The organism is Elusimicrobia bacterium HGW-Elusimicrobia-1 (assembly GCA_002841695.1).
In the GTDB taxonomy this organism is placed as follows: Bacteria; Elusimicrobiota; Endomicrobiia; order PHAN01; family PHAN01; genus PHAN01.
This window is the reverse complement of record PHAN01000020.1, coordinates 1-12,324: the sequence shown is the minus strand read 5'-3', so window position 1 is coordinate 12,324 and position 12,324 is coordinate 1. Positions and strand designations below refer to the sequence as shown.

Below are 12,324 nucleotides of genomic sequence, written 5' to 3'. Positions count from 1 at the left end.
TTGACGAACTATGACAAAAACGGAAAAAATTCTTATCTATCTGATGTTGATTGTCTCGCCGCTGGTGTTTTTTACGAACCTGACGCGCAATCCGTATTATTTCCAGATAGTTTTCTTGAACGCCGCCACGGTAATACTCTGGATGCTTTTTCTTTACCGCTCGCTGAAGGACTCCAAAATTACTTTTACGACGGGAGCGTTCGATATTCCGGTTGTCGTTTTTTTCGCGTTTGCGACGTTCACATGGCTTTTCAATCTGGCCGCCGTCCGTTCCGACGCCTTTCTGTGGTACTCGTCTTACTCCGAAGGTCTCAAGAGATGGCTCTTTGCGCTTACGAACGTAGTATTGGTTTATTACATCCCGCTCAATTTTATCGACGAGAATAACGCCCGGCGATTCCGCTCGGTATTTTTTTTCGTAGGTTTCGTGGCGGCGCTTTACGGCGTAATGCAGTTTCTGGGATTCGAGATGATATGGGCGACGGCCCTCAATCCTTTCGGCGGACGTTCGGTTTCGAGTTTCGGCAATCCCAACTTCCTGTCGTCGTTTCTGGTGGTTCTTCTGCCTATGGCGATGGCCCGCTACCTTTCGGCCGAAGACGGAGCGGGCGCCCGGACGTATTTTGTCTGCATAGTCGTCTACTCGGTTTCTCTTATAGTCACGCTTACCCGCTCGTCGTGGACGGGAGCCGTAGCGGCGCTGGCAATATTTTTAGTCCTCGGCGGAGGGATGGTCTTTAACGCGCGCTCGCGCAAACGCCTTGCGCTGCTGGCCGCTTTTGCGGCGGTTGCGCTGCTTTTCTGGCCTCATCCCAGGAGTTCCGAAAAATACGTGCCGGCGGTCTATGAGCGTTTTGCCGAGATGAAACCCCACTCGGGCGCAACTTACGGGCCGCTTCATCAACGAATGTTGATATGGTCGTGCGCGTGGCATATGGCGTCGGACAATCCCGTACTCGGACGGGGGTGGGGACTTTTCGAGCTTTTCTATCCGTATTACCAAGGCAAGTATCTTTTTCTTGAGACGTACAGAAATTGGCGGACGCACGCCAACAACACTCACAACGAAATACTCGAAATACTTTCGCAGACCGGCATCGTCGGATTCGGAATATATTTGTGGATGCTGACCGCCGTCTTCGCCGCGGGTCTTGCGGCCGTTCGCGCGCGCGAAGGGGCAAAACGGCTTATGATGGCGGGTATGCTGGCCGGAGTTGTCGGGATGCTCGTCGACAATCTGATGAACGTTTCTCTTCATTTCGCCGTGCCCGCGTTTCTTTACTGGTGGGTTGTCGGTTCGCTGTCGGCCGAAGCCGGAATCCGGCGGCGTCAGATTCCGCTGACCGGAGCCGTTCGCAAGGGTATAGTCGCGGTTCTCATCGCGGCGGGCGCGCTTACGGTCGTAAAGTATTACAGAAATTTTCAGGGGGAAATAAATTACTTCTCGGGATTTAAATTCGCCAAGCGCGGCGACGTGGCCTCGGCGCTGCCGCACCTTGAGCGGGCGCACCGCTATCAGCGGTTCGAGGTCAACAATAATTATGAACTGGCCAACGTTTACGCGCGTCTCGGCAGGCGCCAAGAAGCGCTTTCGGCATACGAAGAGGCGTTACGCGCCAACGCCGGTTACGACGAGATATTCTTCAATATGGCCACCGTGTACAATCAGGCGGGACGCAGACAGGACGCCATTGTGAATTATTCCAGAGCGCTGGCGATAAATCCGCAATCGCAGGATTCTTACGCGGCGCTGGGCAGTATTTATTTTGCGGATCTTACTCCGGAGAACATCCGCGCCGCCGCCGCGCTTTTCGGGCGCGCGCGGGAATTTTTCCCGGGCTCCGTCGACATATTGAATAACCTCGGTTATCTGCTCACAAGAACAGGCGATGTCCGCAAGGCGGCGTCCTATTATGCCGAGGCATTGGCAATCGACCCCGACTTCGCCGTGGCTCGAAGGAATCTCGAAAATCTGTCGCGCACGTCGGGCATAAAAATTCCCGCCGACGATTTTGAATCGAAACTCCGCCGCGTGGAATCGTTGACTTCGGCGGGCAGATACGACGACGCGCTCGAAGCCGCGCTCGAACTGACGCGCCGTCACACCGGAAGTTTCAGGGCTAAATTTTATCTTGCCAACGTTTATTACGTATCCGGAAAATATGCCGATGCGTCGGGCATTTACGAGACATTGTCGGCCGCCCGTCCGGACAATGTTTCGCTCAGAATAAATCTTGCGCTCGCCTGCGAAAAACAGGGGCGCGTCCGGGATGCGTCGGCGCAGTGGCGCGAGATATTGAGACGCGACCCGTCCAATGCCATGGCGGCGGAAAAACTTAAGACGGAATCATACGCTTTTGTCACCCTGAGTGAAACGAAGGGTCTCGCTTTGGCTCAGGGCATGCTCCGTGAAGGGTCTCGTTTGTCGTCGGGAAACGAGATTCTTCGCGGAGTTTATCCTGAGCGAAAAACTGAGATTCTTCGCTTCGCTCAGAATGACATCGCGAAGGACTCAGAATGACAAATGACGGGGGTTTTTCAATTGACTCAAATTAAAGAGAGGACATTATGTCAGGTCATTCCAAGTGGGCAGGGATAAAACACAAGAAGGCGATTATCGACGCGAAGCGCGGCAAGGTTTTTACCAGAGTGACAAAAGAAATAACCATTGCGGCGCGAATGGGCGGAGGCAATCCGGAGCATAACGCGCGCTTAAGAAAAGCCATAGACGACGCTCGCGACGCGAATATGCCGCTGGACAATATCAAGAAAGCCGTCCAGAGAGGCACGGGCGAACTGCCCGGCGTGACTTACGATGAAATATCCTACGAGGGATACGGACCCGGCGGCGTGGCCGTCATCGTCGAGGCCGCCACCGACAACCGCAGCCGGACGGCTTCGGAGTTCAGAAGGATATTCGCCCGCCACGGCGGCAACCTCGGCGAGAACGGATGCGTGGCGTGGATGTTTTCCCAAAAAGGATATATCGCCGTGGATAAAAGCAAAGTCGCCGAAGACGAAATAATTTCCGTGGCGCTTGAGTCCGGCGCCGACGACGTCCGCACGGAAGACGACGACGTTTATGAAATAATCACCGCGCCGGCCGGTTTTGAAAAAGTCAAAGCGGCCGTCGAGGCGAAAAAAATACCCGTAGAGACCGCCGAGGTCTCGATGCAGCCGTCCACGTTCATAAAACTTCGCGGCGACGACGTCAGAAAAATGCTGGAACTGATGGAAGAACTGGAGGACTCCGAGGACACTAAAACCGTCTTCGCGAACTTCGATATTTCAAAAGAGGATATGGGGAGAATCGCCGATGCGGGCTGACGTCTCCGGACACCGGGCAAAGACATCGGGAAGGTTGTCGCGCGTATGATAATATTGGGTATAGATCCCGGCCTGGCGCGGACGGGTTGGTGCGCCCTTGAAGTTCCCGACGGAGCGGCCGCCCCGTCGCAATCGCCGAAATGTCTGGGGTTGGGCGTCATCGAGACGCCCGCTTCCGACGCGCTCGACGCGCGGCTCGCTTCTCTGACGGCCGGAATCAAAAGTAAAATAAACACGTGGCGCCCGACGGCGATGGCCGTCGAAGAACTTTTCTTTATGAAGAAGTCAGCGTCGGTGCTGCGGGTGGCGCAGGCCCGCGGAGCCGTGATAGCCGTCGCCGCGGGGCGGGGGATAGAGGTTTTTGAGTACAATCCCGTAAGCGTGAAAAAAACACTTACGGGGTACGGCTCGGCGTCGAAAAGTCAGATGCAGTCGATGATAAAAACGATTTTGCGGCTTTCAAAGCCGCCCACGCCCGACGACGCCGCCGACGCGGCGGCCGTCGCTCTGTGTCATTACTATACGAGAGGCAGATACCGATGATAGCGTCCATAAACGGAAGGATAATCGCAAAGACGTCCTCTTCGGTCGTTTTGGAAGCGTCGGGCATAGGATGGCGGATATTCGTCGCGCCGTCGACGGCCGTCGAGCTGCCGGCCGTCGGAGGCGAGGCCATGCTTTACATAAGCGAATCCACGGCGATGTACGGCGGGGGGACAACCCTTTACGGATTCGCCTCCGTGACGGAACAGGACATCTTCTCGCTCCTGAGGGACGTTCCCGGAACCGGGGCGAAAAAGGCGCTGGAATATCTCGACAAAATAAAAAAATCTCCGGCCGATTTCAAAAAAGCTGTCGAATGCAGGGACTCTTCGGCGCTGACGACAATCTTCGGTTTCAAAAAGCCCACCGCCGAAAAAATGATAGTCGCCCTGAAACAAAAAATAGAGTCGCTCGATATTGGCGGGGCCGGGCGTCAGACGGGGCATGTTCCGGGTTTCGCCGGCGCTACGGCCCGCTCGGAAGCGCTCGCCGTTCTTATCGCCCTGGGATACCGCGAGGGCGCGGCCCGCTTGGCGCTCGACGAAGCCGTATCGTCGATAATATCGTCCGGCGACGAGTCATCTCCCGACGCGCAGCGTCTTGTGCGCGCTGCTCTTAAATTTTTGTTTTAACGCTCAGGCCGAACACGGCCGCAACGGAGCAATATTATGACAAACGGCAAACCCAAAAAGAATGTCCCTTCCGACACGCCGGCAGCCGAGACCGAAATCCTCTACGAAAACGCTCTGCGGCCGCCCACTCTCGACGAGTTCGTCGGTCAGGACGCTCTCAAGGAAAATTTAAGAGTGTATCTTGCCGCCGCCCATAAAAGAAAAGAGCCGCTCGACCATTGTCTGTTTTATTCTCCGCCCGGACTCGGCAAGACCACGCTTGCTCACATCATCTCCCGCGAAATGGGCGTGAATCTTCGCTCCACAAGCGGTCCCGTGCTGGCCAGGGTGGGGGATTTGGCCGCCATACTTTCCGATATGACCGAAGGCGACGTGCTTTTTATCGACGAGATACACCGCCTTACGCATCTCGTGGAAGAATCTCTCTATCCCGTGCTGGAGGATTTTAAGCTCGACGTGATACTCGGCCAGGGGCCCAGCGCAAGAACTTTCCGTCTGGCCGTGCCGCGGTTTACTCTGGTCGGGGCAACCACCCGCGCGGGACTTCTGAGCACACCTCTGAGGGAACGCTTTGGAATAGTCGGGCATCTGGAATACTACACTCCCGAAGACCTCAAGGCGATAGTGCTCCGTTCCGGCGGAATACTGGGCGCCGCCATAGACGACGCAGCCGCCACGGAAGTGGCTTCGCGTTCGCGCGGAACGCCGCGCATAGCCAACCGGCTGCTCAAACGAATAAGAGATTTCGCGGAAGTAAAATCCGAAAAAATCATAGGGATAGAAACGGCGCGCATGGCGCTCGATAAAATGGGCGTCGATTCCGCCGGTCTCGACGATACCGACAGAAAGATATTGTCGGCGCTCGCCCAGAAATTTTCGGGCGGGCCCGTCGGAATAGAGTCGGTCGCCATTGCCGTCTCCGAGGACGCCGACACGGTTTCCGACGTGTACGAACCCTTTCTCATACAGGAGGGGTATCTCGCCAGAACTCCCCGCGGTCGCGTGGCCACCGACAAGGCCTATGCCCATCTGGGGCTGCAAATTCCCGAACGGAAAAACGGACTTTTCTGAAAATATCCGGAATAAAAAAATCGTCATTGCGAGGCGAAGCGATTCAGTTTTTGTAGCGGCGGCATTGCTATGCCGCCGTGCAGGGCGGATGGTAACTCCGCGATTGAGGCGCATTGCAATGCGCCCGCTACAAAATGGCGGGTATGCCGCGGCTCGCCGGATGGGAAACGTTCTGAGTGGATAAATGACACAATTACAAATAAAATGACCCGAAAGATACTCGTTCATCAGTGCTGCGCCATTTGCTCCGCGTCATTTTTTGAAATAATACCGTCGGGTTTCGACGTTACCGGCTTTTGGTTTAATCCCAATATCGGTCCCGATGCGGAACTCGCGCTTCGCAGGGAATCTCTGATAAAGTTCAACGAGATGAAGGGTGTCGATACCATTGCCGCGCCCGTCGACGCCGATTCCCGCAATTTTGCCGCCGCGCTTGCCGCGCCGAAACCCGCAAGATGCGCGGTTTGCTACGAAAAGAGAATCTCCGAGGTCGCGCGTACCGCCTCGGAAATGAATTTTGACGCATTTTCGACGACGCTCCTTGCCAGCCCTTATCAGGAACATGAACTTGCGGTTTCCGCGGCGCGCGAAGCCGCGAAGAAATTCGGCGCGGAATTTCTATATCTGGATTCCCGTCCGGCTTATTATCAGGGCAAGAATATGGCCCGGCAAAAAGGTCTCTACTCCCAGAAATACTGCGGATGTCCGGCCAGCGCCGCGGAACGCGCCGCCGAACTCGCCGCCCGCGCGGAAGCGCGGTTGAGGCCATCGACAAAAAAATGATCATGACGACAAAAAACCGCCCGCGGATTTTTCGCTCATCTGTCGCCGCGATGTTTCTTTTATCATCGGCGATATCGGTTTTTTCGGCGGCCGAAGCCCGCGATATAGTGCGCGTGGGCCTCATAGTAAAAGTCGACAGCTTCAATCTTGCCGGCGACGATTACAAGCTCTACGAAATGCAAAATCCCGTCGGCGCGCGTTTCAGAAAAGGCGACGATTATTTTGTCACGGCTGTTCGCGGCAGAGTGGTTATCGACGGCAAGTCGTATTCATCTCCCTTAAGAATTACTCCCGCCTCGTCCGATGGTTTCGTAAGAGTAAACGGTAAAAACTATCGCGACAGCGTAATAGTTTCCGCCGCCGGTTCGCGTCTTACGGTCGTAAACGAACTCGGCATAGACAATTATGTCAGAGGGGTGTTGGCGGCCGAAATGAGTCACGACTGGCCGCTTGAAGCGCTCAAAGCCCAGGCGGTCGCCGCCCGCGGATTTGTCTGGCGGAATTCCGGCCGCCACGCGAAAGACGGATTCGATATGTGCCCCACGGTGCACTGCCAGGTTTACATCGGCGCGGCGGGCGAGCATTCCTCGACGGACAAGGCGGTTGTCGAGACGGCGGGCGAGATTCTCGCGGACGATAAGGGCGAACCGGCCAACACTGTTTTTCACGCATCCTGCGGCGGCTATACCGAGGAGCCGTCCAACGTTTGGGACGTTTCAAGCTCTCCGATAACTTATCTTATCGCCAAAAAATGTCCTCACTGCGGATGGTACAGGCATTTCAAATGGAGTTCAGTTATAGATGAGGCGTACATACGAACCCGCCTGAATGCCGCGGGATACAAAGTAGGGAAAATCCGCTCGCTTGAAGTGGTATCCAGAAACGTATCCGGCCGCGCGCGTTTCATCAAAGTAATTCATTCCGGCGGGTCGCTCGTCGTAAAAGCGGGAAAATTCCGTCTGGCCGTGGACTCGTGGAAAATGAAAAGCACCAAGCTCGATGCCATTGTGCGCGGAAGGGACTCCTTCGAATTCCGCGGACAGGGCTGGGGACACGGTGTCGGGATGTGCCAGGCGGGCGCCAAGGGTATGGCCGACTCCGGCAGGAATTACCGCGACATACTCGGGTTCTACTATCCGGGCACATACATAAAAAAAGTGGTGGATTGACGCGCGGACTTTTCTTCCGCGTCGCAAATAAAAACTTTTCATACTCCGGCCGGCATTTATGATTATTGAAGTGGTTTTTAACGCCCCGCCTTACGGACCTTTCGATTATATCGTCGGAGCCGATTCCGCAAAAGAGACCCCCGGTGATTTATCGTTAGTCGGAAGACGGGTCGAAGCGCCTTTCGGCCGTTCCCGTCGCCGCGGTTACGTGTTAAAGGAAAAACAAAAAAGCGCGTTCGGGGAATCCGCCCTGAAAAGCGTTTTGTCGGTTATCGACGATAAACCTGTGCTGGACGCGGATAATCTTCGCTTCGCCGAAAATATGGCGGAACGCTGCCTTGCCTCTCCGGCGGTTTTCTGCGACCTTCTGTATCCGGCCGATTTAAGAATCACGATCCCTCTTTTTTCTTCCGCGCTTGAGCCGCGGGGCGCTGAACATTCGCGGTCGGCTTCACGGAAGAAAGACCGCCCGCCGGTTTCCGTTGTGTGCGCGAAATTCGAGGAGCGTTTCGAGAGCTATCGCGCAATCGTCGCCGAAACGCTGGCGCGGGGGGAAAGCGCGCTGCTGGTTATGCCCGCCGTTTCCGACGTGCGCTATGCCTTGGCTCGTTTCGCCGATTTGTCGCCGATAGAGTGGAACTCCGCGGCGTCGCTTTCGGCCATTGAGAGTTTTTTCGGGAAGATATCCTCGGGAGGCGGACATTTTATCGTCGGCGCGCGACGGGCCGTTTTCCTTCGCCCGTCGAAACTTTCAAAAATCATAATCGAGCGCGATTACGATTACGGCCACAAAGACGGCAGAAAGCCATACTACGTTTCCCGCGACGCCGCGCTGGCGGCCGCTTCCGTCATAAACGGCGTAGAGGCCGTGTTCGGCGGCCTCGTATTCTCGTCGCAGATATTCGAAATGCTCTCGTCCGGAGCACTAAAACGTCCCGTCAATATGCCTGCCGAATATTCCGCCTCGCCTTTTGAGACGGAGCGCCCGGCGGATTTCTCCCGTCCGTCGCAGGTATCCGAACGTCTCTCATCGATGCTTGACGCCGCTTACGCGGTGGGTTCATCGGCCATAATTCACTCCGGTCGCAAAGGCACTTTATCCGGCTATTATTGCCGCGCTTGTTCCGCCATAATCAAATGTCCCGACTGCGACGTGGCTTTGTCTCTTGTGGAAACAAACGGCGTCGCGGATTTCAGATGTCCGTATTGCTCCAAAACTTTCGGAGCGACGCCGCGCTGCCCCAAGTGCGGCTCGTCGGAGGCCAAGTCGCTGTCTTTCGGCGCGGGCGGGATGGCCTCGGAGATTAAGCGGCTTTATCCCGCAGCCAAAGTCGCGACGGTCTCATCGCTGTCGAGCGATGTCGATGACGTCGCGGACGCGGATTTTATCGTTACAACATCGCCCATCCCGCCCTATCTGACGAAGAAAAAAACTCTTGTCGTGGCGATAACCGACGCCGGTCTTGATATGGCGCATCCCGAGTTTACGGCCGCCGAGAGATCTTTCCTGCGCGCCGCCGAATACGCTGATTTCGCGGGGGGAGCGCGTTTGGCGGTTTTTCCGGCGTCCCGTCTGGCCGGCGCGGGGGATATTTTTGCCAAAAGTTTCGGCGATTTCTATGCCGCCGAACTTTCCGCCAGAAAAGAACTCGGATATCCGCCCTACGGAGGCCTCGCGGCGATGACCTTCGCGGGGAAAAATGAAAAGAAAGTTTTCGCGGCGGCCGTCAGGGCCGTCGAAGGTCTCAACGCGCTTGCCGCCGAGGGCGTCGAGGCGCTGGGACCGTCGCCGGGGCCAAGAAAACGGCTCAGGGGCAATTACATATACAAGGTAATGATAAAATACTCCGCGCCGTCGGCAGCGCTCAGAAATTATCTGCTTTCTGGCCGCGCGGCGTCGGGGGTTGTCGCGAACGTGGACGCGGCCGTGCTATGAAGAAATCATCCGCCGAAAGAATAACCGTTCCTCAGGGCGGCGACCTCATCGACGATTTGGCGGCAATGATTCTGGCCGACAAACATAGCTCAGGGTCCGCCGCGCCGCGCGATTTCTCGTCGAGCGCGGTGATATTCCCGAACCGCCGGCCGCTGTACTATCTTGTAGACCGGCTTCGCGCCGAAGTCAAATCGCCGTTCGCGCCGCCGGTTCTTCTGTCGATAAACGATCTGGCCGATCGCGCGGCTGTCAATCTTTTGCCGGGCGCCGCACCGGCTTCCTATCTGGACAGAATCTTCGCGCTGTTTCGCGCGGCGGGTTCCTCGGGCGTAAAGATTTTTCCGCGCGATTTCGGAGAGTTTGCCGCGTGGGGCCGCCGTCTGCTTGAGACCGTCGATGAAATCGATATGGCCGCGCTCGATTTATCGAGGGTAAAGTCGATGTCCGCCGAAGGTATGCCGCAAAATCTCGCCGAGGTGGTCGACCGTCTTCCGTCGATAAGAGACGCCTACGCGGCCGAGTTGTCGCGGCTGGGTCTTATGACCCGCCCTATGGCCTTTGCCGCCTCGTCGCGCGGCCTCGACGTCTCCAAACATTTTCCGCGCGTCGATGTTTTTTACGTTTGCGGATTTTCCGACCTTACCGTTTTGGAAACCCGCCTTCTGGCGCGATTGTCGTCGGGCGGCGCGCGCGTCGTGGAGGTCTCCTACGAGCCGCCGTCGTCGTGGAATTCCTCCGGCGTCAAACTTTACCGCGCTTTCGACACTCATTCCCAGATTAAAAAAGTCGCCGAAATACTGTCCCGCGGTTTCGATGCGCGCTCCACCGCCGTCATCATTCCGCGCGCGGAAGCCCTTGTGCCGCTGTTGACGGAAGCGCTGGGGAGATTCGACGCGGAATACAACGTCTCGCTGGGTTACCCGCTGTCCCGCTCCGGCATCAATTCATTTTTCGATCTCGTCATAAGAGTTCAGGAAACGCGTTCCTCCGAAGGCGGTTACCTTGTGGCCGAATACAGGCGGCTGATGTCCCACCCCTACGTGCGCGCCATGTTTTTCGACGGGGAATCTCCGGAGCAAACGCACGCCGCCGTTTCGTCCGCGTCGAAAAAATCCCGCATAAAAACTCATCACGCCTCGCTTTCCGATATAGAGGCCGCCGCTCCCGCGTCACGCCGTGAATCGCTTCGCCGCGCTCACGCCGCGCTGGCGGCGCCGTTCGAGCGGGCGTCCACGCCGGGCGAAATCTCCGGAGGATTTCTGCGGCTTCTCGACATATTCGCGGCGACTTCGGCCTCGCGCGCGTATCCGTTCGCTTCGGAGTTCTTCGTCGGATACGAGCGTTTATTGGAAGGTGTGTCGCGTTCCGCCGCCGCCTCCGAGAAAATGTCCCGCGCCTCTCTTTACGATGTGCTGCGTTCCGTCGTAGGGGCGGCTACGGTTCCCTTTCCGGGTGTTCCTCTTAAAGGACTTCAGTTGCTGGGAATGCTCGAGGCGCGCAATCTTAAATTCGAAAAAATCATAGTTCTCGACGTCAACGAAGGCGTTTTGCCGGGTGTTTCAAGATTCGATTCTCTGCTGCCCGCTCCGCTCAAAAAATCCCTGGGACTTCCGACGTACAGAGACCGCGAAAAGACGATAAGAAAAAACTTTATGACACTCGTAAACTCCGCCCGCGAGGCGCACCTCGTTTACCGCGAGGGCGGCCGCGAATCCAGAAGCCGCTACGTCGAGGAAATAATTTGGGAACGCGAGCGCGCGGGCGCGGTGGCCGTCGGGCAGAAGGACATCGTCGAGGCGGTCAGCGTGAACGCGTCGGCGTCGCCTCCGCCTAAAAACTCCGTCCCCAAGAGCGAAAAATGTCTGTCGATACTCGACTCTATGACATTTTCGCCCAGTTCCATCGACAGATATATGCGCTGCCCCTCGGCGTTTTACTTCGCGTCGGTTCTGCGTTTGCGCGAAACTCAAGATTTTTCGGGCGAGTTGGAAGCCGCCGGCATAGGCGAGTTCGCGCACGAAGTCCTTAGAGAGTTTTTCGGGATGTTCCCCGACAAAAAATCGCTCGGTTCGCCGTCGGCCAAAGAAACGCTCGACAGAATTATCGACGAGAAAGCGGCGGAACATCTCGGCCCGTCGCGCGGCGAGGCGTATCTGGTGCGCGAAGTGGCGAGACATCGGCTTAATCAGGCGATTAAATCCGAATCCCGTCGCGACGAAGATTTTAAGATTATCGCCGCCGAGGAAAAAGTCGCGGGAGATTTGATTGTCGGCTCCGCCGGCCGCAAAGTAAAAATCGGCGGGCGCATCGACCGCGTCGATTCGCGGGGGGCCGAAACGTGGCTCATCGACTATAAAACCGGCGCCTACGCCGTGCCGTCGAAAAAACTTTCATCGCCTCTTGAATCCCGCAAGGAAATGAAAAAACTCATAAGGTCGTTTCAACTTCCGCTGTATTCGTGGCTTTATTCCAAAGCCAAAAATGTCGCTCCTCCCCGCGCGGCATACTACTCGCTCAAAGATATAAAGGAAGACGAGGTGTTTGATAAGTCCGAGCCGTCGGAAGCGCTTGAGAAAATCTTTCTGCCGTCCTTAAAAAATCTTCTCGCCGAAATTCACGACCCCGCCGCGCCGTTCGCCGCCGACGACGATGACGAAGCGTATTGCCAGTACTGCGATTTCGCCGGAATGTGCGGCAGGTGAGATAATGCGTGAAGCGTGAAGCGGGAAGAGGGAAGAGTGAAGCGGAAAGAGTAGTTTTCCTTTAACCCTTCACCATTCACGTTTCACGATTTACGTTTTTTCTTTTCGTAACAACTTCGTAACAATTATTTTGTATAAATACTTGTGTTCGGACTCATCGG

Annotated in this window: 9 protein-coding genes; all 9 read left to right on the top strand. The window is 56.2% G+C overall.

Going from position 1 to position 12,324, the window contains the following annotated elements:
- Window positions 1–10 precede the first annotated feature (10 nt).
- The gene (locus CVU77_08390) at window positions 11–2,521 is read left to right on the top strand and encodes a hypothetical protein (GenBank protein ID PKN00767.1); all 2,511 of its coding nucleotides are present in this window, start codon (window positions 11–13) and stop codon (window positions 2,519–2,521) included.
- 47 nt (window positions 2,522–2,568) lie between these two features.
- Complete coding sequence (locus CVU77_08385; protein PKN00766.1) at window positions 2,569–3,327, top strand: YebC/PmpR family DNA-binding transcriptional regulator; 759 nt, start codon at window positions 2,569–2,571, stop codon at window positions 3,325–3,327.
- A gap of 45 nt (window positions 3,328–3,372) precedes the next feature.
- The gene (locus CVU77_08380) at window positions 3,373–3,870 is read left to right on the top strand and encodes a crossover junction endodeoxyribonuclease RuvC (protein PKN00765.1); all 498 of its coding nucleotides are present in this window, start codon (window positions 3,373–3,375) and stop codon (window positions 3,868–3,870) included.
- Complete coding sequence (locus CVU77_08375; protein PKN00764.1) at window positions 3,867–4,502, top strand: hypothetical protein; 636 nt, start codon at window positions 3,867–3,869, stop codon at window positions 4,500–4,502. Before CVU77_08380 ends, CVU77_08375 begins: the two co-directional genes overlap by 4 nt.
- A gap of 36 nt (window positions 4,503–4,538) precedes the next feature.
- Window positions 4,539–5,573, top strand: a complete 1,035-nt coding sequence (locus CVU77_08370; protein ID PKN00763.1) for a Holliday junction branch migration DNA helicase RuvB — start codon at window positions 4,539–4,541, stop codon at window positions 5,571–5,573.
- Window positions 5,574–5,642: 69 nt separating this feature from the next.
- Window positions 5,643–6,356: a hypothetical protein gene (locus CVU77_08365; GenBank protein PKN00762.1), complete on the top strand. Its 714-nt coding sequence runs from the start codon at window positions 5,643–5,645 to the stop codon at window positions 6,354–6,356.
- Window positions 6,275–7,525, top strand: a complete 1,251-nt coding sequence (locus CVU77_08360) for a hypothetical protein (protein ID PKN00761.1) — start codon at window positions 6,275–6,277, stop codon at window positions 7,523–7,525. The genes CVU77_08365 and CVU77_08360 overlap by 82 nt, the downstream gene beginning before the upstream one ends.
- A 58-nt stretch (window positions 7,526–7,583) precedes the next feature.
- Window positions 7,584–9,461, top strand: coding sequence for a hypothetical protein (locus CVU77_08355; protein ID PKN00760.1), 1,878 nt, complete (start codon window positions 7,584–7,586; stop codon window positions 9,459–9,461).
- The gene (locus tag CVU77_08350) at window positions 9,458–12,163 is read left to right on the top strand and encodes a hypothetical protein (protein ID PKN00759.1); all 2,706 of its coding nucleotides are present in this window, start codon (window positions 9,458–9,460) and stop codon (window positions 12,161–12,163) included. The genes CVU77_08355 and CVU77_08350 overlap by 4 nt, the downstream gene beginning before the upstream one ends.
- Window positions 12,164–12,324 lie beyond the last annotated feature (161 nt).

Bases quoted from the DNA above. Each gene is read 5' to 3' on its own strand.
- CVU77_08360 (PKN00761.1), top strand. From the start codon at position 6,275: ATGTCCGGCCAGCGCCGCGGAACGCGCCGCCGAACTCGCCGCCCGCGC.
- CVU77_08375 (PKN00764.1), top strand. From the start codon at position 3,867: ATGATAGCGTCCATAAACGGAAGGATAATCGCAAAGACGTCCTCTTCG.
- CVU77_08365 (PKN00762.1), top strand. From the start codon at position 5,643: ATGCCGCCGTGCAGGGCGGATGGTAACTCCGCGATTGAGGCGCATTGC.
- CVU77_08350 (PKN00759.1), top strand. From the start codon at position 9,458: ATGAAGAAATCATCCGCCGAAAGAATAACCGTTCCTCAGGGCGGCGAC.
- CVU77_08390 (PKN00767.1), top strand. From the start codon at position 11: ATGACAAAAACGGAAAAAATTCTTATCTATCTGATGTTGATTGTCTCG.
- CVU77_08385 (PKN00766.1), top strand. From the start codon at position 2,569: ATGTCAGGTCATTCCAAGTGGGCAGGGATAAAACACAAGAAGGCGATT.
- CVU77_08370 (PKN00763.1), top strand. From the start codon at position 4,539: ATGACAAACGGCAAACCCAAAAAGAATGTCCCTTCCGACACGCCGGCA.
- CVU77_08380 (PKN00765.1), top strand. From the start codon at position 3,373: ATGATAATATTGGGTATAGATCCCGGCCTGGCGCGGACGGGTTGGTGC.
- CVU77_08355 (PKN00760.1), top strand. From the start codon at position 7,584: ATGATTATTGAAGTGGTTTTTAACGCCCCGCCTTACGGACCTTTCGAT.